23 protein-coding genes and 1 tRNA gene are annotated in these 23,158 nt (G+C 56.5%); 6 read left to right on the top strand and 18 right to left on the bottom strand.

The window, feature by feature from the left end; all coding sequences use genetic code 11:
- Window positions 1–45: 45 nt before the first annotated feature.
- Both tig and aalo17_RS06475 read right to left on the bottom strand, forming a co-directional pair.
- Window positions 46–1,320, bottom strand: a complete 1,275-nt coding sequence (gene tig, locus aalo17_RS06470) for a trigger factor (protein ID WP_067557141.1) — start codon at window positions 1,318–1,320, stop codon at window positions 46–48.
- Complete coding sequence (locus tag aalo17_RS06475; protein WP_067557143.1) at window positions 1,317–2,045, bottom strand: hypothetical protein; 729 nt, start codon at window positions 2,043–2,045, stop codon at window positions 1,317–1,319. Before aalo17_RS06475 ends, tig begins: the two co-directional genes overlap by 4 nt.
- A gap of 116 nt (window positions 2,046–2,161) precedes the next feature.
- On the opposite strand from aalo17_RS06475, the gene aalo17_RS06480 reads away from it, so the two are divergent.
- Genes aalo17_RS06480 through aalo17_RS06485 form a run of 3 tightly spaced genes read left to right on the top strand, consistent with a single transcriptional unit; the run spans window position 2,162 to window position 4,055 of the window.
- A complete protein-coding gene (locus aalo17_RS06480; RefSeq protein WP_067557145.1) occupies window positions 2,162–3,229 on the top strand; it encodes a TPM domain-containing protein in 1,068 nt (355 codons plus the stop codon).
- 23 nt (window positions 3,230–3,252) lie between these two features.
- Window positions 3,253–3,405: a hypothetical protein gene (locus tag aalo17_RS12805; protein ID WP_158507746.1), complete on the top strand. Its 153-nt coding sequence runs from the start codon at window positions 3,253–3,255 to the stop codon at window positions 3,403–3,405.
- A gap of 32 nt (window positions 3,406–3,437) precedes the next feature.
- Entirely contained in the window at window positions 3,438–4,055 is a 618-nt protein-coding gene (locus tag aalo17_RS06485; protein ID WP_067557147.1) for a LemA family protein, read from the top strand.
- A gap of 109 nt (window positions 4,056–4,164) precedes the next feature.
- Here the strand turns inward: aalo17_RS06485 and aalo17_RS06490 are convergent, their stop codons facing one another.
- Complete coding sequence (locus aalo17_RS06490; protein ID WP_067557150.1) at window positions 4,165–4,794, bottom strand: ACT domain-containing protein; 630 nt, start codon at window positions 4,792–4,794, stop codon at window positions 4,165–4,167.
- Window positions 4,791–5,579: an InlB B-repeat-containing protein gene (locus aalo17_RS06495; RefSeq protein ID WP_067557154.1), complete on the bottom strand. Its 789-nt coding sequence runs from the start codon at window positions 5,577–5,579 to the stop codon at window positions 4,791–4,793. Before aalo17_RS06495 ends, aalo17_RS06490 begins: the two co-directional genes overlap by 4 nt.
- A gap of 46 nt (window positions 5,580–5,625) precedes the next feature.
- Between aalo17_RS06495 and aalo17_RS06500 the strand changes: the two genes are divergently transcribed.
- A tRNA-Arg gene (locus aalo17_RS06500) sits at window positions 5,626–5,702 on the top strand.
- Window positions 5,703–5,982: 280 nt separating this feature from the next.
- On the opposite strand, the gene aalo17_RS06505 is transcribed toward aalo17_RS06500, so the two are convergent.
- The 7 genes from aalo17_RS06505 to aalo17_RS06540 form a co-directional block, all read right to left on the bottom strand.
- On the bottom strand, window positions 5,983–6,912 hold the full coding sequence (locus aalo17_RS06505; RefSeq protein WP_420806570.1) for an SPFH domain-containing protein: 930 nt from the start codon (window positions 6,910–6,912) through the stop codon (window positions 5,983–5,985).
- Window positions 6,912–7,352, bottom strand: coding sequence for an NfeD family protein (locus aalo17_RS06510; RefSeq protein WP_236940453.1), 441 nt, complete (start codon window positions 7,350–7,352; stop codon window positions 6,912–6,914). The genes aalo17_RS06505 and aalo17_RS06510 overlap by 1 nt, the downstream gene beginning before the upstream one ends.
- The gene (locus aalo17_RS06515; RefSeq protein WP_067557159.1) at window positions 7,349–7,723 is read right to left on the bottom strand and encodes a hypothetical protein; all 375 of its coding nucleotides are present in this window, start codon (window positions 7,721–7,723) and stop codon (window positions 7,349–7,351) included. The genes aalo17_RS06510 and aalo17_RS06515 overlap by 4 nt, the downstream gene beginning before the upstream one ends.
- Before the next feature lie 397 nt (window positions 7,724–8,120).
- Entirely contained in the window at window positions 8,121–8,633 is a 513-nt protein-coding gene (locus aalo17_RS06525; RefSeq protein ID WP_067557164.1) for a metallophosphoesterase family protein, read from the bottom strand.
- Window positions 8,630–9,649, bottom strand: a complete 1,020-nt coding sequence (locus aalo17_RS06530) for a D-alanyl-D-alanine carboxypeptidase family protein (protein ID WP_067557168.1) — start codon at window positions 9,647–9,649, stop codon at window positions 8,630–8,632. Before aalo17_RS06530 ends, aalo17_RS06525 begins: the two co-directional genes overlap by 4 nt.
- Before the next feature lie 4 nt (window positions 9,650–9,653).
- The gene (gene uvrC / locus aalo17_RS06535) at window positions 9,654–11,627 is read right to left on the bottom strand and encodes an excinuclease ABC subunit UvrC (protein ID WP_082743286.1); all 1,974 of its coding nucleotides are present in this window, start codon (window positions 11,625–11,627) and stop codon (window positions 9,654–9,656) included.
- A 105-nt stretch (window positions 11,628–11,732) separates the two neighbouring features.
- Window positions 11,733–14,069 (bottom strand): endonuclease MutS2, encoded by a 2,337-nt coding sequence (locus tag aalo17_RS06540; RefSeq protein WP_158507747.1) that lies wholly within the window; start codon window positions 14,067–14,069, stop codon window positions 11,733–11,735.
- Between the two features lie 167 nt (window positions 14,070–14,236).
- Between aalo17_RS06540 and rnhC the strand changes: the two genes are divergently transcribed.
- Window positions 14,237–15,130, top strand: coding sequence for a ribonuclease HIII (gene rnhC / locus aalo17_RS06545; protein WP_067557173.1), 894 nt, complete (start codon window positions 14,237–14,239; stop codon window positions 15,128–15,130).
- Window positions 15,131–15,328: 198 nt separating this feature from the next.
- Here rnhC and aalo17_RS06550 read toward each other — a convergent pair whose 3' ends face one another.
- From aalo17_RS06550 to aalo17_RS06580, 7 genes are all read right to left on the bottom strand, one after another.
- Window positions 15,329–16,303, bottom strand: coding sequence for a transglutaminase-like domain-containing protein (locus aalo17_RS06550; RefSeq protein WP_082743288.1), 975 nt, complete (start codon window positions 16,301–16,303; stop codon window positions 15,329–15,331).
- Between the two features lie 449 nt (window positions 16,304–16,752).
- Window positions 16,753–17,229, bottom strand: coding sequence for a deoxycytidylate deaminase (locus aalo17_RS06555; protein ID WP_067557182.1), 477 nt, complete (start codon window positions 17,227–17,229; stop codon window positions 16,753–16,755).
- The gene (locus aalo17_RS06560; RefSeq protein WP_067560165.1) at window positions 17,226–18,149 is read right to left on the bottom strand and encodes an RluA family pseudouridine synthase; all 924 of its coding nucleotides are present in this window, start codon (window positions 18,147–18,149) and stop codon (window positions 17,226–17,228) included. The genes aalo17_RS06555 and aalo17_RS06560 overlap by 4 nt, the downstream gene beginning before the upstream one ends.
- Before the next feature lie 90 nt (window positions 18,150–18,239).
- Entirely contained in the window at window positions 18,240–18,731 is a 492-nt protein-coding gene (gene lspA / locus aalo17_RS06565) for a signal peptidase II (protein ID WP_067557184.1), read from the bottom strand.
- A gap of 28 nt (window positions 18,732–18,759) precedes the next feature.
- Entirely contained in the window at window positions 18,760–20,496 is a 1,737-nt protein-coding gene (locus tag aalo17_RS06570) for an ABC1 kinase family protein (RefSeq protein WP_236940454.1), read from the bottom strand.
- On the bottom strand, window positions 20,480–20,743 hold the full coding sequence (locus tag aalo17_RS06575) for a hypothetical protein (protein WP_067557186.1): 264 nt from the start codon (window positions 20,741–20,743) through the stop codon (window positions 20,480–20,482). The genes aalo17_RS06570 and aalo17_RS06575 overlap by 17 nt, the downstream gene beginning before the upstream one ends.
- A gap of 458 nt (window positions 20,744–21,201) precedes the next feature.
- Window positions 21,202–22,644, bottom strand: coding sequence for a leucine-rich repeat domain-containing protein (locus aalo17_RS06580; RefSeq protein WP_067557190.1), 1,443 nt, complete (start codon window positions 22,642–22,644; stop codon window positions 21,202–21,204).
- A gap of 304 nt (window positions 22,645–22,948) precedes the next feature.
- Between aalo17_RS06580 and aalo17_RS06585 the strand changes: the two genes are divergently transcribed.
- A complete protein-coding gene (locus aalo17_RS06585) occupies window positions 22,949–23,155 on the top strand; it encodes a cold-shock protein (RefSeq protein ID WP_067557194.1) in 207 nt (68 codons plus the stop codon).
- The last annotated feature ends 3 nt before the right edge of the window (window positions 23,156–23,158 follow it).

A 23,158-nucleotide genomic window follows, 5' to 3' on the forward strand; every position in this document is an offset into this window, starting at 1 on the left:
TTTCTTTACAGAAAAAGACGCGAACGCGTCTTTTCCGGGTCTGATTTATTCCTGAGCGTTCTTCTTCAGGAGATCGAGCGCTTTCTGCTGCTTGAGCGTGAAGACGATCTGATCCGGGTAGATCACCTGACGGATCTGCTCCACAGGCATGTGATACATCTCGGAGAGCATCTTGTATTCGTCGTTGATCATGTCCTCGGTGATGTCGATCTCAGCCTGGTTGGCCAGTGCTTCCAGCGTCAGCTGCATCTTTACGCGATTTTCCGCTTCCGGCTTCATCTGGGCACGGATGGCTGCCTTGTCCTGGCCGGTTGCCTGCAGGAACTGGTCGGCTGTGAAGCCTGCCTGGGAAATGTTCTGCTCGAACTCGCGGTACATGCGGTCCACTTCGCCTTCCGTCATGACTTCCGGCAGGTCAATCTTTGTCATGGCCTGCAGCTGGTTCAGGATATCGTTCGTGAATTCATCCTCTGCGGCCTTTTCCTTCTGAGCCAGCAGGGCGTTCTTCGCTTCTTCCTTGTATTTCTCGACTGTTTCAATGCCGTCGCGTTTCAGGCGGACGATCAGCTCGTCGTTGATCTCCGGCAGTTCGCGGAACTTGATGTCGTGGGCCGTCACTTCAAATGTGGCAGGCTGTCCAGCCAGGTCGGCCACCTGGTAGTTTTCCGGGAAGGTCACTTCGATGGTGCGTTTCTCTTCCGGCTTGATGCCGACGAGCTGGTCTTCGAAGCCCGGAATGAAGGTGTTGCTTCCCAGAACCAGCGGATAGTTTTCGCCGGATCCGCCTTCAAAGGGCGTGCCGTCCTTCATGCCGACAAAGTCGATGGTCACCTGGTCGCCGATTTCAGCGGGTTCGCCGTCTTCCTTGAGAACCCAGTCGGCGAAGTGGTCCTGCAGGTGCTGCATTTCCTGTTCGATTTCCTCTTCGGATACTTCCACGGCCTTTTTTTCCGCCTTGATGGATTTCCAGTCACCAAGTTCCACGTCCGGGCTCACGGTGCAGGTGAATTCCAGCGTGACGGATTTTTCCGTGGCATCCTTGACAGTCAGAACCGGACGGGCCACCAGGTCCAGCTTGTATTCCTTTACGCCGCTGTCCAGTGCTTCCTGGGCAACCATGTTGGCAGCTTCTTCATAGACTGCCTGCGCGGGAATGGATTTCTTTGCCAGTGCATCAGGCACCTGTCCCTTCCGGAACCCTTTCAGGTTCAGGTTTGCCTTCATGCGGTTGAAGGCCTTTGCACAGGCCTTTTCCCAGGGCTCGCCTTCCAGGGTTACGGTCAGTGTACCCGTTGAATTTTCCTGTTTAGTCCAGTTCATATGGTGTTTGCTCCTCTTTTCTCGATGTTCAGGAGAAGATCTCCTGTCTCTGTCAGGCCGTTGGCGGCTGCAAATGCGTGCCAGCCGTCTTCCTGGCCCATCGCTTCATAAACCAATCGTACCACGCTTTTGGCAAGCAGCAGCGGATCGGTCTCTTGAAAGTCAAAGGGTCTTGCATTGAGCACTTCCTGCCGGAGCAGTCTGGTGCAGAACGCCGTCATGCCCGGATCCTGCGAAGAAAACCAGTGATCGAACAGTTCCATGGCACCGGTCAGACCGGCATCTTCCTGTGCCGGAACGATGGTGGCGGGAACAAATTCGATATCCAGGCCGTCCCTGCTGATGTGGAACGGTTCGTCGATTTTCTGCTCCATGAGGGATTCAATGAGTTCCCCCTTGAATTCATCCAGCAGATCCGAATCCAGCAGCTGCTGGACCTGCGGTCCAAACTGCCGCAGATTCATGCCTTCCAGCATGCTGACTGCCATTTCCTGCTGCACAGGCGTGCCATGGATCCACTTTTCCAGATCCTGCACACCCGGGATGCGGGGTGAAGTCACTGAAGCCTGGCAGTCCTGCCGCATTTCTTCCAGCACCGGCAGAATATCTCCCGGCACATACGGCATGTCCAGCTCCCCCTGGATCAGCTGCAGGGCAGCATTCCAGTGATTCAGCTGCATTTCTTCACGGATTTTTCCCAGCAGAGACTCGTAATAAGCGTTCACAATTCCTCCCTGACGTACCCGGACATTATAGCATTGCTTGTAACAGGGCGCAACGAAGGACAAAATACGCTATAATAAGGAACACCGAATGGAAAAGAAAGAGGAACAAACGGACAATGAAACGCATCCTGAAACTGAGTCTGCCCTTTGCGGCAGTGCTCCTGTTGCTCTTTGCCTGCCTGCCTGTTCAGGCCGCCGGTGACCTGCCCGCTGTCACGTCCTATGTGAATGACTATGCAGACATCATCAATCCGGCGGATGAACAGTCCATGGAAGACCTTGGCCGAAAGCTGGCTGACGAAACCGGCAGCCAGATCGTGGTGGTCACGACCGATTCCCTTGACGGCCTGGACGCAGCCCAGGCGGCAACGGCCATCGGCAATGAGGCACAGGTCGGATCAGGCAATCTGGACAACGGCGTCGTGATCCTGGTTTCCATGAACGACAAACAGCGGTTCATGGCCATCGGATCCGGGCTTGAAGGCACGATCACCGACATCGATGCCGAACACCTCCAGCAGGACTGGCTTGTCCCGGCATTCCAGGCCGGCGACTATTCCCGGGGCATGAAGGATCTCTACATGGCCACGGCGGAAGAAATCGAGTCGGGGATCACAAACGGCGAACTGCAAAGTGATCCGCAGAAATACGGATACCAGGACGACGGCCTGTCACTGGGCAGTGTCATGGTCGTAGGCGGCCTTCTGCTGGCTCTGTCCTTCGCGGTGGTTTCCCTGTTTGCCGGCGGAAGCAGCGAACTGCGGCTGATGACAGGAGAACGCTACCGGATGAAGATCCGGGGCTTTGACTTCGACCAGGATACCGTCACGGTATTCAGCAGCAATCCAGAGGTGGTGCAGGCGAGAGCCGACGGCTGGCTCACGGCAATGAAGCCGGGCCGGGCACAGGTCACGGTGGAAAAACCCGGATATGGCCAGAAGACCTTCAGTGTGCTGGTCTCCTCACGGAGAGGATATTCGGACCGCAGAAACGACGATCTGCTGGACGCCCTGTTCTGGGCCGGCTATGCCAGCAGCAGACGCCGCAACCGCTATGGCGGTTATGGCGGCGGATTCGGCAGCGGCCACAGTTCCGGCGGATTCGGAGGTGGCGGCTTTGGCGGCGGCGGGTTCTCCGGCGGAGGCGGCGGGTTCCGCGGCGGAGGCAGCGGCGGATCCTGGTGATCTGCCCTGGAAAGGAAGATACAATGAGTGCAGCACTGACCTGGCTTGCCGTGATCGGCATTTTCATCGGTTCAATCCTGCTCATGATCGCCCTGGGCTGGATAACCAGCAAACTCTGGCACATGGCAGCGGACCACGACTACCGCAATGTATCCCGTCACGATGACGAGGACTGAACACAAAGAAAAGACTGAAAGGATCAAACACTATGAAGAAAAAATTTCCTGCCTGGGGCATCGTACTGATCGTACTGGCCATCATCGCCCTGATATTCGGGGTTTCTGTTATCTCTCCCTACAATACAATGGTGAAACTGGATGAACAGGTCACGACCGCGCAGGCCAACATCCAGACGCAGCTGCAGTCGCGGCTGGACAAGATCAACGAGCTGATGCCCAGTGTCCAGGGAGTCATGGACCAGGAAGACGAAATCTACAAAGATATCGCAGCCCTGCGCTCCAATACCCCGGGTATCACCATGGATGCAGACGGCAACATGACCATTGACCCGAAGGCCAGCCTGACTGACCTGGAATCGGCAGATGCCGCCAGCAGCCAGATGGTCCGGGACATCAACGTGGCGATGGAAAGCTATCCGGATCTGAAATCCAGTGATGTGATGCGGGATTTCATGACGAGTGTGGAAGGTGCGGAAAACCGCATCAGCTATGCCAGGGAACAGTACAACGAGGATGTGCAGACCTATAACAGCTACATCCGCAGTTTCCCGCACAACCTGACAGCCGGCATGTTCGGATTCAGTCCCAGGGACAAATTCGAAGCCAGTGCCGCAGCACAGAATGCCCCCACGGTCAAGTTTGACTGAAGCCGGTCATCCATCACGAATGAGAAAACAGCCGCAGGCTTTCGGAAGGTCTATGAACCATCCGAAAAGCCTGCGGCTTTTCTGTGTGAAAACTGCTGTCTGCCGGCGTTCAACTCTCTGCCGGATCGCCAGGGAGAAAATGGTGCTGCTCAAGCATAGCCCTGGCCTTGTCCCACTGGTTTTCCGGGACAAAGACATAGTCTGTATTGAAGGTGGAGGTGGAAAACACCCCAATCCCGTTTCCAACCAGCAGCCGGGTCATTTTCGCGAAGTTGTCGACAAGATCCAGGTCCATGGTCTGGCGGACACGAAAACAGCGCCACGGACCACTGTGTTCCAGCACATTGTCCGGGATCCGGTCCTGTGGACAGATGAGGGAATGCTCCTGGTCGGTACAGGCGGTGAAACAGAACGGCTGGGTGGGATCCACGCGGGAGAAGTCCTTCAGGCTGCAGATGGCAAATGGCATCTTCAATGGCTCCACTGTCCCGTGGCGGCTGCGGTTTTTCTGGCCGGTATCAATGGCGAAGGTTCCGTCATGGATGGTGATCAGCGTATCCTGCCAGTGCACATGCCATTTTCGTCCCTTCAGGGTGATTTCCGCCCCTGGATCCAGCACGGCTTCCCGGACCCAGGTCACGGGATCCATCCGCACAAGCTCCAGATTGGCGCGCAGGCGCTGGGCAGCCATTTCCGAGGCGTGGATCCGGTCCGCGTTTTCCAGGAGTCTGTTCGTCATTCTTCTGCCCTCCTGTGACTCTTCACCTTTCTCCAGACAGCCTTGAGTTTCAGTGGACCCATCATGCCTGCAGGGATTTCATGAAGAATGGTTCCCCTGGGATCCTGCCAGCCGACAAACCGGCAGCCTTTGCGGATCGCGGGATACAGAGGGACTGGATCGCTGCTCCGGCTGTATCTGACCGGATTCCGTCTTGCGTTGATCCCGCCATCCGTGTCATAGGTGACGGGAAACCAGCTGGATTTCCAGCCGGCATACAGCGTGGTGTCCGCCGTCAGCGGTTCACTGAAATCGAAGGGCCACCGGCAGTCCGGATCCAGGTACCAGCCGGTGAATTCTGCACCGAATTTCATCGGCGGGCGGAAGGAATCGAGATACCCGTTTTCGTCCGTTTCCCGGTCTTCGATCCGCCCCCCGCCATCAGTTTCAAAATGTACCACGTACAGCGGTGCAAAGGAGGCATGCAGCCGGATGGGACGCGTGATCCGTTCGGGGAGGACGGAAATGCGCTCGCCTTCCAGGATCCAGCTGTCAAACCGGTATCCGGGTTTCCGGGCCGGATGCAGGGAGATCACGCCGGATTCCACACTGATGAACTGCGGGTTTTTCCGGGAATTGGTTCCGCCGTTCATGTCATAGGAGACCGGATACAGAATGGGTATCCACTTGTCGTACAGTGTAATGGCCGAGGGCAGCTTGCCCCCGGGGTTGATGCGCTTGGTTCTTGCTTCATCCACATACCAGCCTGCGAACTGGTATCCTGGTCTTTCCGCCTGATTGTCCATAAATTACCTTGCCCCTGTCTGTTTTCTCTGCTAAAATCATACATGTGTCCTTGTAGCTCAGTTGGATAGAGCATGCGCCTTCTAAGCGCACGGTCGGGGGTTCGAATCCCTCCAAGGACGCCATTTTATCTGTATGTACCTGAGACCGTCCGGAAATCCGGGCGGTTCTTTTTTGTCTTGTCCTGTCACGCGGGTGACAAAGTTCAGCTCTTTGTTTCGCGACAACCTGATTATACCCAAGAGAGCCGGCTCCGTCACGCCGGCATGGACAAAGAACCGGCACGAAAAAGGACGAGACCTGCCCATGCAGAAAATCCCGTCCTTTTCTGCGGAAAACAGCCAGTCTGTATCCGCAGACAGTCCATCCCGTTTCCGGTTTCCGGTCAGTTTGACCCGATGCAGGTCAGCGTTTCACTTTCGGAGGCTGCGCTGTTGCAGCGGCATCCTCTTCCTTCACGAACTCCCTGGCAGCAGTGAGCAGACTTGCCATGTTCTGCAGGTCGCTGGGCACCACGATTTTTGTGGCCTTGCCATCTGCCAGCTTTTCGTACGTCTTCAGTCCCTGGAGAGAGAGATACTCTTTGGAGGGATCCGCATTCCGGATCATTTCGATGCCCTTTGCTTCCGCCTCATAGACACGCTCCATGGCCTGAGCCTTGCCTTCGGCTTCCGCGATCATGGCCTCTTTCTGGGCATTGGCACGCAGGACCAAGGCTTCCTTCTCGCCTTCCGCAGTCAGGATCCGCGAACGCTTCTCACCTTCGGCTTTCAGGATGGATTCCCGCCGTTCACGTTCCGCCCGCATCTGTTTTTCCATGGCTTCCTGGATATCGCGCGGCGGAATGATGTTCTTCACTTCCACGCGCCCGACCTTGATGCCCCAGGGATCGGTGGCTTCGTCCAGAATCGCCCGCATCTTGGTGTTGATGATGTCTCTGGACGTCAATGTCTCGTCCAGTTCCAGCTCGCCGATGATGTTTCGCAGGGTGGTGGCAGTCAGCGTTTCGATTGCTGTCACGGGACCCACCACACCATAAGTATAAAGCTTAGGATCCGTGATCTGATAATACACCACAGTATCGATCTGCATGGTGACATTGTCCTTGGTGATCACAGGCTGCGGCGCAAAGTCCTGCACCACTTCCTTCAGTGTCACTTTGTTGGCAATGCGGTCAATGAACGGCATTTTCAGGTGCAGTCCTGTGTTCCAGGTGGTATTGTACGCACCCAGCCGTTCCACCACATAGGCGTTGGCCTGGGGAACGACTTTCACGATGGAAAACAGCAGTGCAGCCAGAAGAACGACCAGTACGGCAATGAAAATGATCTGCATCATAGAGATTCTCCTTTCACCTCGGTGACCACGAGCTTGGCCCCTTCAATGGCCAGTACGCGGACGCGGCTTCCCTTTTCGATGAGCCGGTGGTCTCTGTCCACCGCACTCCAGTACGTATGACCGGCATACACCTCACCCCAGCGGTCGGGGTCGATGGTCCTGGTCACGGTTGCGACCGTACCAATCACCCGGTCGGCATTGGTGGGTTCGATATTGCCACGCAGATATTTCGCCGCGATGGGCCGAACAACGAGCATGCACAGCAGCGACACGATCACGAAGACAGCGATCTGCACCCAGTCAGGCAAGTGCAGCACCGACAGCAGCCAGGCACACAGTGCACCGCAGGCAAACCAGATGCTGACGAGTGCCGTCGGCGTGGCCAGTTCCAGTATCACGGCAATTGCCGCCAGGCCCAGCCAGATCCAAAACATCATACTGATTCCTCCGTTTTCTTCAGGTCGATCACCAGGATACCATCTGCCTCATTCCATTCAGCGGGAAACTTTTCCCCGCTGGGCTGTCGCCCAATCAGACGGCTGATCTCCCGCACGGCTTCCTTGTTGGAGATCCTGGCATAGCCCTTCCCCACAGACAGTTTCTGAATCTGCCCTGCCGGTACGGCGCCGGTTTCGATCTGCCGTTTCTCCACCGGCTGGACAGCCATGAGCCACTGTTCCGGGTCCACGCCAATCCGGACGTACCGGCAGTTTTTCAGGGATGCAGCTGCAGCACTGTTGAGCGTAATGGCTGCTTCATTGATTGTGGCCTGCATGCAGAAGACATTCCCTTTCATCCAGTTGTACATGGGGGCGTACCTCCTGTGGCTACAGAATACACGTCTCCGCAGGTTTCTGCAAGTTCTGATTTTTCTGATTTTTCAGGCAGTCAGATACCTCGGCCTGCCGTTGATGTCTGATCCCATGAAAAAAAGTCGACTGCCAATCCTCAGAACTTGCGTTGTCCCGGATTCCATATTCATGCCTGTCAATAACAGTCCTCAACCAAAAAAGACCAGGGGGCCAGACACAGAAAACCGCCATCTGCGTCCATCCTGTCTCCGGCATGTCACAGTCTTCTCAAAACGTTGCACTCTCCTCATCCCCGAAGCACCTGTCTCAACATTCCACCAAAAAAGACCAGGGAGCCACACACAGAAAGACACTCGTCTTTCTGCGTCTGGCCGCCTGGTCTGGCCCTGTGCTCTATTGCCAGAACCAGCGCTTCTTCTTCCGGTCCGCACCCGAATCCTTCGGCCACTGGTCTTCGTATTTGAATTTCACCGAAATATCGCCATCTTCCGCTGTGATCACCGCGTAGCTCGCCGGCCGGCCATCCCGGCTCATCCAGCAGGATCCGGGATTTACCAGCCGCACAGAGCCGATCTGCCGGTCATCATGCACATGGGTATGCCCGTACAAGGCCAACGTACAGTGTTCTTCCCCCGCCTCGCGCGCAATGGCCTGCTGTCTGCAGGAATAGGGAAACGTGTGTCCATGACACAGATAGATGTGCAGTCCCTGAAACAGGATCTCCCTGGTCAGGGGCATGTCATACATCCAGTCATTGTTGCCTTTGACAAACAGCCACTGGGGATACCGCCTGGGATCATCCTCCAGGTCCCCGCAGTGCAGATACAGGTCCGCATCCGGTTCCCAGCGTACGATGTCATCCAGAATGTCCCGTCCGTGACTGTCACTGGCTGCCACGATTTTCATTGACTCTCCTCCAGGGTCCGGTCTGCTGCGTGCAGGTCCCGGGCCTTTTCCTGTCCCACATACCGGACCATGAACGGCTGCCATACATGCCCTGTGGATTCCTGTCCCGTTTCCGGCCAGCGGATGATGAAGCCGTACCGCCAGGCATTGTCCTGCAGCCACTGGATCCGCTCCTGTTCCTGCTCTGACAGTCCATCATATACGTTTCGGGCAGCCTCGACAGGCGTACCAGTGAATGCCGGATCCGACAACAGTGTCTTCATGGCCGACATCCAGGCGGCATGTCCGGTCAGAGCCGCTGTCCATCCCAGCTGCTGTTCATTCTGCCCCGCAGGATAGACCAGCTGGTCATTGTTCACGTCAAGGTACAGCGACTGGGCTTCGTCAAACCGCAGGTAGCCGGTTTCTGCCTCCACTTTGTCTTCATCCATGACCCGGTGGTATTCCTCCAGCATTTCCGTCAGGGAAGTCGCTGCTTCCGGCTTGAGATAGACGTTGCCCTGCCTGGTCAGGTCCGCCGGAATATATGTCCAGACACTCGCATGTGCACCCGGCATGGCAAACATCTGCGTCGGATCGGGAATCAGCGTCACGTCTTCATGCGGCTGTTCATACCAGTCTGCCAGCTGGGCATATGAATAGTGCCTGAGCAGCGTCTCCAGGTCTTTCAGCGGCAGGACATCCCGGTAGCGGTTGATGAAATGCACCACGACTTCCGGATCTTCGTTCTGCGTATCCATCGCCTGGCGATACCACAGCGCATTGTGGACATCAAATTCCGGGAGTGTCAGGAACTCCATGAACACCCCTGGCTGCAGCTGCTGGTTGATGAGATAGTCGATGTCTTCCTGATCCATATATGCCAGTATGGTCTCCCGCTGGGTTTCATCTGCATAGGGATAGCGGGCCAGCGGATCATACCCGCGGTTGACAGTATACAGACAGGTACCGGCCACACCCGCGCAAAACAAGATCAGGGCCCAGCGATATGGCAGTACAGATTTTTCCGTTTTCATCGCTTTATTTTACCATATCGGGCCGAGACTCTTCCCTGCCCGATTCCTTCTCATCAGACCCGGCTTCTTCCGCTTCAGGACTATCCGGATTCCTGGCTGCATCCAGTGCGGCCAGCTGAGCCGCCAGCGCTGCCAGTTCTGCATCTTCCGCATTCCTGTCATCCGCTTCGGGAGCGGATCCCATCGGCATCCCGGGTTGTACAGAAGACTGCTGCAGGCGTTCCTTCAGGCGCAGGGCCACATCATGCGGCAGCACTTCCTCCAGCTCCTCCAGCGTGGCGGATTTCATGCGCTTCATGCTTTTGAACTTCTTCTGCAGTTCCTGCTTCCGAGCCGGACCGATTCCCGGGACTTCATCCAGAATGCTGCGGGTCATGCGTTTCGACCGTCTCTGCCGGTGGTAGGATATGGCGAACCGGTGCACTTCATCCTGCATGCGGGTCAGCAGGAAAAACAGCGGCTCCTTCCGGTCCAGCGGGACTTCCGTTCCGTCTTCCCGGAGCAGACCCCTGGTGGAATGCCGGTCATCCTTGACCAGACCGCCAATGGTCAGGTCCAGCCCCAGGTCCTGTTTGATGGCTGATGCCGCCTGGACCTGCTGGAGGCCGCCGTCCACGAGCAGGAGATCGGGCATGGGCCTGTCCTGCTGGAGAAGGCGGAAATAGCGCCGATACAGCACTTCCTTCATGGAATCCAGATCTGAACGGTAGCCGTCCAGTTTGTAATGCCGGTACTGCGTCTTGTCCGGGGAGCCATCCCTGAACACCACCAGACCGGAGACATTTTCCGATCCCTGCAGATGGGAGTTGTCGAAGAGCTCCACGGTGTGGACCGGCTTGCCGAAGATCTGCGAGAGTCCGCTGTTGGCTTCCGCGAGTTCCTGGTCCTTTTTGTATGCCAGCTGGAACTTCTGTTCATGGGCTGTCCGGGCGTTCTCGGCCGCCAGATCCGCCAGTTTTTTCTTATCACCCCGCAGCGGGATGCGGACATGGGTTTTCCTGCCGCCGCCTTCTTCCGACAGGGCTTCTTCCAGGCCTGCTGCATCCGTGCCCTGCGGAACCAGGATTTCCCGGGGGACGATGTTGTTCTGATAGTACTGGAGAATGAACGACTCGAACTCCTCCTGGCTGTCGCCGTAGACCGGTGCCACGCTCAGGGTGCGCTCCAGGAGCTTTCCTTCCCGCAGGATCAGACCATAGATGCTCAGGTAGCCCTTGTCTTCATACCATCCGAAGACATCCCGGTCTGTCCGGTCCGCAAAGTCGATGGTCTGTTTCTCCATCACATGCTGCAGCGACTCGATCTGCGTCTGCACCTGGGCAGCGCGTTCGAACTGCAGCTCCATGGACAGGGCATCCCGCCGATTCTCAAGATCCTGCAGGATATCCCCGGCATCGCCTTTCAGGAACCGGATGATCTGCCGCCGGATCTCTGCATCCTCCTCATCGGGGATCTTCTGAACGCAGGGACCCAGGCACTGATGCATGTGGTAGTACAGACACACCTGTTTCGGGAGTGTCCGGCACTTCCGGATGGGAAAGATCCGGTTGATCAGCCGCACGATTTCAAAGGCGCTGGAGGCATTGGGGTACGGCCCGAAATACTGACTGGTTTTGTTCGTCAGCCGACGTGTTCGACGCACGGCGACGGGATTGGTGCCGGTCACTTCAATGTAGGGATAACTTTTGTCATCCATGAACATGATGTTGTACGGCGGCCGGTGAAGCTTGATGAGGTTGATTTCCAGCAGCAGGGCTTCCTTCTCGGAGTCCGTGACGATGAACTCGAAGTCCCGGATGTGCGAAACCAGCCGGGTGGTTTTCATGTCATGCGCGCCATGGAAATATGACCGCACCCGGTTTTTCAGCACTTTGGCCTTGCCAACATACAAAATTGAGCCGTTCTCGTCCTTCATGATGTAGCATCCGGGTTTGTCGGGCAGCAGCGAGAGCTTGTGCTGCAGATGTTCTGTGATCATATCCGGTTCCTCCTTCCTCTGTCTGTTCCGGCTGTGTCCGGTTTTTCGGCAGTCTCTGTCTGATGTCAGTCCCCCACAGGTCTTGGGACAGGTGTCAGCGGTCTGTCAGCGCAGGGTGACGATGGTCGCTCCCAGGCCTCCATCCGAAGGGCCCGCCGCTTCATAGGACTTGATGGTGCTGCGCTTCGAAAGATCCTTCCAGACCGCTGACCGCAGGCGCCCGGTTCCCATGCCATGGATGATCCGCACCACTGTGGCGTGATGCACCACCGCCTGGTCGAGGTAGTGGTCCAGGGCGTCCAGTCCTTCCTCCACCCGCATGCCGATGATGTTGAGCTCCGACGGAAAGCGGCTTGCCACTGCATCAACCCGATGGGTGCGTTCCGGTTTTCTGATTACGGGCCTGGCCATGGGTTCCAGTTTGGAAAGCTTGACTCTGGTCCTGATGCCATTGGCCAGCACTGTGGCTTCCTTGCGCCGGATGTCCACGATCTCGCCGTGTGTATTCAGACCTGTCAGGCGTACATAGTCGCCCACATGGAAGACATGCGGTTTCGTGGAGGCGGATGTCTCCGGCTCTGCCCCGTCCGCTTCCTCATCCTGTCCCAGGCTGTTGAGTTTTGTACGGTCAGCCACAAGCTCATGCAGTTTTTCCTTGCCCTTCAGGTCCTGGATGATCCGTTCGGCTTCTTCCCGTTTTTCGTCCAGCATCGAGTCCAGGTTCGCCGCATATTCCTCCCGGATCCGCTGCCGGTCCTTCCGGGCTTTTTCCTTTTCCTGGTCCGCTTCTTTCTGCAGGCGGTGCGCATCGTCGATCAGGGACCGGAACCGCTCTTCCTTGTGACGTACGGTTTCCTGGAGACGCTCGAGGTTCTCCAGTTCGCGCTGCACCTGGGAGGCTTCCTGTTCCTTGCGTTCCCGGGCCCGGTCAATGACGGAAGTCGGCAGACCGCAGCGGGCTGCAATGTCAAAGGCATAACTGGCGCCGGACACATCTTCCACATACCGGTAAGTCGGCTGGAGTGTCTCTGCGTCAAACTCCATGCTGGAGACGAGTACACCGTCAGCTGCCTTGCCCCAGGATTTCACCTGGGAATAGTGGGTGGATGTCAGCACAGTGGCTCCTTTGTCCATCAGGTCTTCCAGCACCGCGACGGCCAGACTGGCCCCTTCCAGGGGATCAGTGCCATTGCCGACTTCATCCAGCAGGGCGAAGGTTCCCCTGCCGGCGCTGGACACCAGGCCTGAAATGCGTGTCATGTGACTGGAAAACGTCGAGAGATTCTCGGAAATGGACTGGTTGTCGCCAATGTCGAACCACATGGATTCATACCAGGGCAGCAGGGCTTCATGGGCCGGCACCGGAAACCCTGCCTGGGCAAGAACCACACAGATCCCCACGGTCTTCAGCGTCACGGTCTTTCCACCCATGTTGGGGCCCGAGATCATGAGTACCTGCTGACGCGGCTTGAGGCGGTAGTCGTTGGCGACGGCTTTCTCCCGGTCCAGCAGCGGGTGGACTGCATGCACCAGCCGCAGGGAGCCGTCCCGTTCCTGGAGGGAAGGAATGACACCGTCCACGTCCAGGACCCAGCGTCCCTTGGCCAGGGCTGTATCGATTTCCGTCACGGTTTCGAAGTCGCTTTCCAGGGAAAACGCCGCATTGCCCACCCGTTTTGTCAGATCCCGGCAGATCCGGTGTTTCTCTTCTTCGATTTCCGCCTGCAGGCTCTGGACATGGGAGTTGGCTTCCACGAAGGCAGCCGGTTCCACATAAAAGGCCTGTCCCGACTGACTGGACCCGTGAATCATGCCCCCGAACCGGTATTTGTCCTGAGCCTTGACCAGCACGCAGAGCCGGCCGCCAATGGAGGTGGTCATGTGCTCCATGAGCGCAGGGCTGTTCATTTTCACGAACTCCCGGCCGCGGGCAGCCAGGGAGGCCCTGGACTGTGTGAGTTCCCGGTTCAGGCGGACTAGCGCCGGACTGGCATCCGGTTTCAGTGTCCCGTCCATGCCCACCGCATCTTGTATGGCGCTCTCCAGGCGGCTGTCTGCCACGAGGGAGTCCGCCAGCTCCGACAGTTTCGGGTACAGCCCGGCATCAAAGGCCCTGGAGAGGCCATCCACGGCACGAAGGAACAGATATACCTCCAGCAGTTCCTGGGTCGTCAGGACCTGTCCTTTCTGCGCCATCTGCAGCACGCTGCGGATGTCTGTGATCCCGGCCAGAGAGGCGGACTGTCCATTCTGTGTAAAAGTCCTGGCCTCCTGTGCCAGATCCAGCTGCTCCCGTACAAAGATCCGGTCAGTCACCGGCATGGCTTCCCGGATGCGGGCGGCTGAACCACTGAAGGATGCATAGCCGGCAATCCGGTCGAGTATGTCTGCGTAATCCAGGGCCTGGTTCAACTCCTGGCGAAATGTCTGGTCGTTTCTCAAAACACATCCTCCTAACCGATTCATTATAAAGGATAGCGCAGGGCATTGCCACAGGAGTCCCCGGCCATGGCACCACCTGATTCTGGTGAAGGCCCGGAGACTGCCGAGGCCTGTCCCCTGTCTGCCGGCATCGGCAGAGGGATGACAGAGAGTGGTATCATACTGGCATGAGTACACTGGTGAAACAATGCGACAGGGCGCAGATCGAATCCCTGTATACACGAATGAAGCCGCTTTCTGTCAGGGAGAGCCATCCGTCGTATACCCACTGGCAGCTGAAGCTGAAGGATATGACAGTGACGGCCTACACCTCTGGCAAGGTGGTGTTCCAGGGCGCAGACCTGGAGTGGCTTCAGGAGGAACCGGCTGAACAGGACAGTCAGACCGGCAGGAATGCAGGCTCAGCTCCAGCTGCTGCCGGCTCTTCCATGTTTCCGCAGGCCGGATCGGATGAAGTCGGGACCGGTGACTATTTCGGGCCGGTGACGGTCGCGGCCTGTTATGTGAGCGAAGAAACTGCGCCTGTGCTGCAGAAGATGGACATCACGGACTCCAAGAAAATGACCGATGCGGCGATCCGCAAGGCGGGTCCCATCATCCGGGATCTGTGTCCCCATTCGCTTATGGTAGTGCCCCCGGCAAAATACAACGAAGTGCATGAGCATCACAACATCGTGGATATGAAGGCAAAGCTCCACGACCAGACCTGGAAGCATCTGGCCGGCCGGGTCAGGGTCATGCCGGAACTCTCGGTGGTGGACCAGTTCGTGCAGGAGAAATCGTACTACAAGTATGCCGGAACCAAAGCATATCGGCCTCTGAAGTTTGAAACCAAAGCCGAATCCCGGTATCTGGCAGTGGCTGCGGCTTCAGTCCTGGCCAGGGAGGCGTTTCTGAAGTACTGGGACAAAATGGAAGAGGACTGGGACATGTCCTTTCACAAAGGTGCCGGACCGGCAGTGGACCGCTGTGGCCGGGAGTTTCTGGCCCGCTATGGGCGGCAGAAACTGGGCGAGGTGGCGAAGCTGCACTTCAGGAATACAGAGAAGATCAGCCACTGAGAACGCACTGAGCGTGAAAGCAGAGTCCTCAGCCGCCTGTTTTCAATGGTACAGCCTGAAGGAGGAGACTCGTTCGTACCGGTGAATGCCGGTTTTGGAGCTGCTATCCTTCCATGACAGTCGATGAACTGCAAAAAAATCCGCACTGGCGGATTTTTTTACGGCTCTTATGATGGTGACAGCGTCTGTACCTTCCTCTCAGTACACGCCGTTCAAGTCGTCATTGGTCGGGTCAATGGTATATGTCTGGCCATTGATCTGGTACTGGTTCCAGGCGTGATTGCCGCCTTCCACCTTCCAGGCCGGAATGCCCACACTGTTGCACATATCGGCAAACATCTTCGCATACTGGTAACACTGCCCCTGACCGGTGGCTGTAAAGTACGGCATATAGGCGTTGTCCACCAGGACATACGTGCAGTTCCGGCACAGCCAGGCATCAATTTCCTGTACCAGGGTTTCATCGCTGACAGTCAGGTTGATGGAACCAAGGGCGTTTGCGACACCCTGGCGATAGCCGCCCCATGCGCTGTCTGCACTGGCCACGGCACTCTGGAGCCGGGCAGCGGATTCCGGCGTCAGTTCCAGATAGGCACCGTTTTCATCGGCCCCGTTGTAGTAGTATCCCCCGTCTGCCAGGCCGCAGTAGTCATATACCACTTCGCCAAGCGCCCAGTCTGCATCTGCGTCACTGCCGCTGTAATAGAGATATGCAGACCCGGACCGGATCTGAGACAGGAAGGAAGGCGTCAGCGCGAATTTCCACTCGGGACCCACACCGGATACATCGATTCCATGAGTCCGGACCAGAGAGCTGCTTGCGGCCGCTGCGGGCTGGTCAGTTCCGGCGTCTTTTTCGCCGGTGTCTGTCACTTCGGCCTTTGGATCAGCCCCGGTCTGGGCTGTATCTTCCTTGTTTTCCTCTATGTCCTGTTTTGGATCAGCCCCGGTCTTCGTTTCTGTCTGTTCTTTGTCTGTATTCTGTGAAAAGGATTCCACAGCCTCCAGGTCCGGCTGATTGAGTGCCAGAAATTCGGTGATGTCCGGATCTTCGGGCATGGTTTTATCCCTGGCTTCGGCGGGCATTCCCGCGAAGCTCGCAAGCGCCAGCGGCGCCAGTGCGATCAGGCTGCATAGTCGTTTCAGCATCATGTCCACCTCTTTCATACTCATCGTAATGAGTTAACCAGAGTAGGACATTTGCGTTTGCAACGCCATTTCGAAGGAATTCCCGGGTAAAGAGTCTATTCACAAAACGAGCCGGTTTGGCCGCAAAAAGGTGCATTTTCAGGAACTTTATTTGAATTTTTACCGGAATACGGCCGTAATTACGCTCATACTCTGCAGCATACGGGATGACCAGGGTATTTTACTCAGTGTTTACTCAGGTACGCCTGCGATACCAAAGGAAACACCGGAGTAAAGCCCGGCTCTGGATCAAAGAGGCGATACAGACTGCCAGACACCAGGATCCATGAGACAGTCACTGGCAGCCATTCCTCCATGTTGTCATTCATCGGCCGCGGACAGCCTGCACAAAGGAAAAACCGGCACACCTCACGGTCTGCCGGCTGTTCTGTTTTATCCTGCCTGTCACACAGACACCCCGACGGCGTCTTTGATCATGCTTCGGACAGGACCTTCACATCCACTTCCACGATGCGGTCCATCTTTTTCAGCTGCACACCGGCATCCCGGAACATCCGCTTGCTGGCAGCGTTGGCCTGAGTCCCATCGTACTTGTCCTGTTCGTACACCACCTTCGTGATACCGGACTGGATGATGGCCTTGGCACATTCATTGCAGGGAAAGAGCGAAACGTAGATGGAACATCCCTGGAGCCCCCGGGTGGAGTTCAGGATGGCATTGAGTTCTGCATGTACCACATAGGGGTACTTGGTCTCCAGGAAGTCCCCTTCCCTGTCCCATGGATAGGACTGATCGCTGCAGCCCATGGGAAACCCATTGTATCCCAGGCCCACCACCCGTTTCTGGGGATTGACGATGCACGCGCCGACTTTTGTGTTCGGGTCCTTGGACCGGAAGGCAGCGAGATGGGCCATGGCCATAAAGTATTCATCCCAGTCCAGGGGTCTCATTGGATGACCTCCGATTCCAGGTCCTGCAGGATCTTCGCAAATTCCGGTTCCAGCGGGGCTTCAAACCGCATGTGTTCGCCGGTCCTGGGATGGTCCAGCTCCAGGGCCGCAGCGTGAAGCAGCTGTCCGTGGCTTTCCAGCGTTTTGCGGGGACCATATTTCGGATCGCCTGCCACCGGGTGTCCGATGTATTTCATGTGCACACGGATCTGGTGGGTGCGTCCGGTTTCCAGCCGGCAGAGGACATAGGCGTAGTTCCGGAAATTTTCCAGGACCTCAAAATGGGTCACAGCCGGTTTCGAGTTCTTTGCGGTCACCGCCATGCACTGCCGGTCTTTTTCATCCCGCCCGATCGGGGCATCGACGGTACCATGAGTGTGCGGAAAGGGATGATGCACAATGGCCCGGTACTCCCGGTGGGCGGTTTTCTTCGCCAGCTGGTCCGCCAGCGACTGGTGAGCCATATCATTCTTCGCCACCACCAGCAGACCGCTGGTATCCTTGTCGATCCGGTGGACGATCCCCGGGCGCATTACGCCGTTGATCCCGGAGAGGTCTTTGCAATGCGCAAGCAGGCCGTTGACCAGCGTCCCGTTCACATGACCCGGAGCCGGATGCACCACCATGCCCGTCGGCTTGTTGATCACGATGATGTCGCTGTCTTCATAGATGATATCCAGATCCATGTCCTCCGGCAGCACGTCCAGCGACTGCTCCGGTGGCCTGTCGACCGCGATCACATCCCCTGCCTTCAGGTCTGTCTTCGGCTTCACGGGTGTATCCTGCAGCAGGACCCGTCCGTCGTCAATCAGTTCGCGGCTTCGGGCCCGGGAGATGTCCATGAGCAGACACAGCGCCTTGTCTGCCCGGCCGGCCTGGTCTTCGCCGATGGTGAACGTCTGTATGTTCCCGTCCGTCATGTCTTCCGGGGTATCCGGCACCTGTGCCGTCACATCGTTTCTCTCACTCATATCCGGTTGTCCTCCTTCTGTCTGTATCCTCTGCCTGACTCATGCTTCCAGCGCCTTGCGCTGTTCGTGTTCTTCCCGCAGCATGTCAATGACCAGGAACACGAAGCCCAGAGTGATGCAGATGTCTGCGATGTTGAACACGGGAAAACTCCACCCGAAGATGTAGAAGTGGAAAAAATCCACCACATAGCCCAGTGCCATGCGATCGATGAAGTTGCCCAGAGCGCCGGCGAATATCAGTGCCAGGGACATCTGGAGGCCCGGGCGCTTTGCCTTGATGTAGGCCCACAGCATGACAGCCATGGCAATCACCGTCAGCACGGCAAAAAACGGCTTGCCGTAGCCCTCGAAGATGGAAAACCCCGCGCCGGTGTTCTGAAGATACGTCAGTTCAAAGAGCTTCGGGATGATCACGATGGACTGTCCCGGTCTCATGTGGGTGGATACCGCCCACTTGGTCCACTGGTCAAGGCCGGTCATCAATGCGACCAGGACCATGGACCCGATGTAAATCTGTGTTCTGTGTTTCATGCTTGTCCTTTCATAAAACGGCTGGCTGTCAAAACGGCTTGTTTTTCTGATGCAGGAATAGCATCTTCACGAACAGCCACATGGACATGCAGAAGGCGATGAAAAATCCGGCAAATCCCAGCAGCGGGATACCCAGGAATTCTGGTTTCATTTTCGTTGTGCAGATGATGCTGCTGGACATCAGCAGGGCCACGATGAGCAGACACACAATGATGCGGTTGATCATGCGGTCGAAATTGGCAATCGTGGAATCCGCTCCCTGCAGGTCCAGGTTCACCTTGAGCTGTCCGCGCCGGACCATGGACAGAATGTCCGAGAGCTGGACCGGCATGTTCAGCATGTGGTCCGCATCGGCCTGGAGCCTGGTCAGCACATGCTGCAGATCCCGTCCCCAGTCACTGGAGAGCAGGCTGGCTTTCTGCGTGCTGATGATTTTCATGGCATTCGTGGAGGGATCCAGCACTTCGATGGTTCCCTCAAAGGTCACCAGGGACCGGGCCAGCATACTGATGCCCTTGGGCAGTGCAATGCCGTATTCATGGCAGATCGTGAACAGGTCCTGGACCATGGCCGGCAGGTCAATGTCCTCCAGGCTGTTTTCGCAATAGATGCTCACATATTCCTCGATGCTCTGGGTCAGGTTCGCATAATCCGGCGGGCGTTTCACCACTCCCAGTGTCAGGATCGTATCCGTCAGCTTGAGGGTATCCCGTACCGCCAGGGCCTTGATGGCCTGTTTCATCAGCCGTCTGTCCCGGTCGGTCAGGGTGCCCATCATGCCGAAGTCGATGTAGACGATTTGGCCGTCGCGCACCCGGATGTTTCCGGAATGGGGATCGGCGTGGAAAAAGCCGAAATCCGTGATCTGTGTTATATAGTTGGTTCCCAGGCGCATGGCGATTTCGTGCCGGTCGTAGCCTTCGGCATCGAGCCTTGCATCATCGTCGATTTCACAGCCGGAGATGTACTCCATGACCATGACTTTCCGGCTCGTGAGATCCTCATAGACCACGGGGGCCGAAAGCCAGGCACAGTCTTCGTAGTCCCTCCGGAACCGGATGGCGTTCTGTGCTTCGTTGGTGAAGTCCATCTCCTGCTGGGCGCTGGTCCAGAATTCATCCAGGACCACGTTCACGTCCACGACCGAGGAGAAGACATCCGAGAGTTTCAGGATCCCGGAGGCCTTGCGCAGAAGGCGGATGTCCTCCTCCATTTCCTGGTAGATACCGGGCCGCTGCACTTTCACGACCACCATCGGCCCGTCCTTGAGCCAGGCTTTGTGGACCTGGGCAATGGAGGCCGATCCCAGGGGCGTTTCGTCTATGCGTGTGAACACCTTGTCCAGATCCGGTCCATAGGCTTCCGTCAGGACCTCCTTCACGGTTTCAAAGGGCATGGGTTTGACATCCGACCGGAGTTTTTCCAGTTCGCTGCAGTAGCGCTGGGAGAAAATGTCCTGGCGGGTGGCCATGATCTGGCCGATTTTCACATAGGTAGGGCCAAGGTCTTCCAGGATTTGCCGGAACTTCACGGGATCCATGCCCCGGGTGACTTTGTGTTTCTTCAAAATCCGCAGGATCTGGCCCAGCCGCCTAAGCTGTGAGGGGGCTGTATCCGGGTGCCTGTCGTCATTTCCCTGTTTCGGGTCAGGCTGTGGCATCGGATCCGGTGAACCCCCGGGATCGGTTGTCTGCGGATTCTGCTTCCGGATGTTTTCCTGCATGATCCGGTTATCCCGGCTGTTTCTGTCAGCGGCTGTCGGCATGCGTTTCTGTGTGACCGGCCACGCTGCCAGGTTTCGACTCGACAGTGGTTTCCGTCACGCTGACCGATGCGGCTTCGCTGTGTTTCAGCGGTCTGTTGTCGGTCCCGCCGTCTTCCAGCAGGATTTTCGCCACGTTCTGTCCATAGCGGGCTGTTTCGCTCAGGATATCTGCGGAAACCTGGATGGACCGGCGAACCAGTTTTTTCAGGTCCAGGTGACTTGTTACAATCGTTTCTTCTATTTTCATATCTCTTATTCTATCACGTATGGTCCGCAAAGGCCGGGCTGCTGAAAGAGGAGCCGGACTGGTGTCTGCATGGAATCAACAGCTCCCGGAATCCGGAGGCACTGTTCAGTACCACATATACGATGCCTTCTTCGGGCAGCGGTTCAGATCGATCATTCTCCGCAGGAAACAGACCACTTTCGCGAACGTATAGATTCCATCATATTGTTCCTCCTCCCGGTTGTACCGCCTGTACAGAATTTCCCGGTCACACCATCGAGGACCACCAGGCCTCTGTCCTCCGGATCACGATAATAGTACCTGGCCGTCAGTCTGCCCCCTTCTCCTGTCACGTTGTCAGCTGTAGGCATTTCCATTCCCCTTTTTTGTCCCATGGGATCCGGTCACAAAAGGCAGCAGCCCCAAGAAGCATATCTCCTGTGCTGCTGCCATGATCTCTGTATCAATGACTGTCTCGTTCAGTCTGTGAATTTTCCGTAGTATTCCATCTTCTCCAGGACGGAGGTATCCAGGATGGGGTTGTCGTCCAGACGCAGCGCCTGCAGCAGTTTCAGATCCTTCAGCGGTGTCACGTCCGTGATGTAGTTGGCCTTCAGGGTCAGGCTGCGCAGGTACTTCAGCTTGGCCAGCGGTGTCAAGTCGGATATCGCGTTGTGGTCCAGACGCAGGTAGGAAATGAACTGCAGAGTCTCGAGCGGCCGCAGGTCTTCGATGATGTTGTTGTAGAGATCCACGATGCACAGGTTGTGCAGGTCCTTGAGCGGTGCCAGGTCCTTTACGTTGTTGTTTTCCAGCGACAGGATCGCCAGCTGGTCCATGTTCCGCAGGGAGCTGATGTCCTGTACCTGGTTGCGGCCGACGTTCAGGTTCACCATCTTCTTGCAGTCCTTCAGGCAGCCGATGCTCCGGATGCGGTTCGTGAACAGGTCCAGCACCTCCAGGTTCGTGGCATCCTTCAGGAAGTTCACATCTGTCAGCTGGCAGAACTCCGCCTTCATGATCCGCAGCTTCTCCACGTTCTGGAAGTCTTCCGTGTGATGCAGTTCATTCTTCGAGACGATCAGGACCTCGAGGTTCTTCATGTCGTTGAGATCCCGCATGTTGTGGAATCCCACCTGTTCCATGGAAATCGCCTTCAGGTTGTCCAGGTCCCGCAGGAACTCAAAGCTGGTGGGGTGATTGTAGTCGATGTTCAGGGACTCCAGCTTCGGGAACTGCTTCAGGATCGAGTAGTCTGTCAGGTACGGGTTATTGGCGACATTGAGGATCCGCAGGTTTTTCATGACCAGCAGCGGGGAAATGTCGCTGACCAGATTCGTGTCCAGGTTCAGTTCCTCAATGTGCGTGATGTAGTTCAGGTCATCCACGGTGAACCGCCGCATGCCCGACATGTCCAGCTTCGTGAGCTTCGGCAGTGTGCCCAGGACCGCATAGCTGAACGGCCCGTTTTCGGTGTTGATTTTGAGCTCCCGCAGCTTCTTGCAGTTTTCCAGATATTCCAGGGAATCCACCTTGGATTTTTTCAGGTTCAGGACCTCCAGGTTCAGCATCCCCGCCACGCTGGAAATGTCCATGGTGTACAGATTGTTACGGGAAATGTTGAGCTTTCGCAGCTGGCGGTAGCCATGCAGGGCCTGGATGTCGCGGAGCTGGTTGCTGGATACATCCAGTTCCTCCAGGCTGTAGAGATCCTTGATCGGGTCCAGGGTGTGCAGATTGTTCCCCGATGCATTCAGATACTCCAGGTTTTCGGCTTCCTGCAGCCCTTCCAGAGACTTGAGTTCCAGATCCGAGATGTCCAGCCGGATCAGGCTCTTCAGTTTCTCGGGCGTGACTTCATCGGGCTTGCAGTGCAGATTGCGGGCCAGGGCCTCCCGCAGAGCGTCGTCTTTGATGAACATGGTATTTCCTCCATATCGTTGCATTCCCCTTCATTATACTCTGAATGACAGCAGCTTGCCTTCGACAGATGGAATTTGCGTTCCCGCCGGTGGCTCACAAAACGGGAAACACCCGTCCGGCAGCAATGTTACAATTATTGAACCAACGTGCAAATCTTTAGATTTGACAGGTGGAACAACGAAAAATTTGACGTTTTTGGCTCGTTGACACTAATTAAAACGCAATCTATAATGAAATCGATTACAGACAGTATTGGAATTCGATGAATTGTTCCCGTCATTCTGTGATCGGGAGGTATCAACAATGAACACTGGAAAAGTGAAATGGTTCAATGCGGAAAAGGGATATGGATTTATCACCGGAACCGATGGAAAAGACATTTTTGTCCACTACTCGGCCATCAATTCAGATGGCTACAAGACGCTTGAGGAAGGACAGACCGTCACCTATGATGTTGTCCAGCGCGACCGCGGTCCGCAGGCCAGCTCCGTGACAGTCGTGACTGCCTGAGGG

This window comes from Faecalibaculum rodentium (genome assembly GCF_001564455.1).
GTDB lineage: Bacteria > Bacillota_I > Bacilli_A > Erysipelotrichales > Erysipelotrichaceae > Faecalibaculum > Faecalibaculum rodentium.

Coding starts and splice junctions, on each gene's coding strand:
- aalo17_RS06560 (WP_067560165.1), bottom strand. CDS start 18,149: ATGACGGACGGGAACATACAGACGTTCACCATCGGCGAAGACCAGGCC.
- uvrC (WP_082743286.1), bottom strand. CDS start 11,627: ATGATCACAGAACATCTGCAGCACAAGCTCTCGCTGCTGCCCGACAAA.
- aalo17_RS06490 (WP_067557150.1), bottom strand. CDS start 4,794: ATGACGAACAGACTCCTGGAAAACGCGGACCGGATCCACGCCTCGGAA.
- aalo17_RS06515 (WP_067557159.1), bottom strand. CDS start 7,723: ATGTACAACTGGATGAAAGGGAATGTCTTCTGCATGCAGGCCACAATC.
- aalo17_RS06495 (WP_067557154.1), bottom strand. CDS start 5,579: ATGGACAATCAGGCGGAAAGACCAGGATACCAGTTCGCAGGCTGGTAT.
- aalo17_RS06480 (WP_067557145.1), top strand. CDS start 2,162: ATGAAACGCATCCTGAAACTGAGTCTGCCCTTTGCGGCAGTGCTCCTG.
- aalo17_RS06485 (WP_067557147.1), top strand. CDS start 3,438: ATGAAGAAAAAATTTCCTGCCTGGGGCATCGTACTGATCGTACTGGCC.
- aalo17_RS06555 (WP_067557182.1), bottom strand. CDS start 17,229: ATGAGACCCCTGGACTGGGATGAATACTTTATGGCCATGGCCCATCTC.
- aalo17_RS06525 (WP_067557164.1), bottom strand. CDS start 8,633: ATGAAAATCGTGGCAGCCAGTGACAGTCACGGACGGGACATTCTGGAT.
- aalo17_RS06530 (WP_067557168.1), bottom strand. CDS start 9,649: ATGAAAACGGAAAAATCTGTACTGCCATATCGCTGGGCCCTGATCTTG.
- aalo17_RS06580 (WP_067557190.1), bottom strand. CDS start 22,644: ATGTTCATCAAAGACGACGCTCTGCGGGAGGCCCTGGCCCGCAATCTG.
- aalo17_RS06585 (WP_067557194.1), top strand. CDS start 22,949: ATGAACACTGGAAAAGTGAAATGGTTCAATGCGGAAAAGGGATATGGA.
- aalo17_RS06575 (WP_067557186.1), bottom strand. CDS start 20,743: ATGAAAATAGAAGAAACGATTGTAACAAGTCACCTGGACCTGAAAAAA.
- rnhC (WP_067557173.1), top strand. CDS start 14,237: ATGAGTACACTGGTGAAACAATGCGACAGGGCGCAGATCGAATCCCTG.
- aalo17_RS06550 (WP_082743288.1), bottom strand. CDS start 16,303: ATGAGTATGAAAGAGGTGGACATGATGCTGAAACGACTATGCAGCCTG.
- aalo17_RS06510 (WP_236940453.1), bottom strand. CDS start 7,352: ATGATGTTTTGGATCTGGCTGGGCCTGGCGGCAATTGCCGTGATACTG.
- aalo17_RS06570 (WP_236940454.1), bottom strand. CDS start 20,496: ATGCCGACAGCCGCTGACAGAAACAGCCGGGATAACCGGATCATGCAG.
- tig (WP_067557141.1), bottom strand. CDS start 1,320: ATGAACTGGACTAAACAGGAAAATTCAACGGGTACACTGACCGTAACC.
- aalo17_RS06505 (WP_420806570.1), bottom strand. CDS start 6,912: ATGCAGATCATTTTCATTGCCGTACTGGTCGTTCTTCTGGCTGCACTG.
- aalo17_RS12805 (WP_158507746.1), top strand. CDS start 3,253: ATGAGTGCAGCACTGACCTGGCTTGCCGTGATCGGCATTTTCATCGGT.
- lspA (WP_067557184.1), bottom strand. CDS start 18,731: ATGAAACACAGAACACAGATTTACATCGGGTCCATGGTCCTGGTCGCA.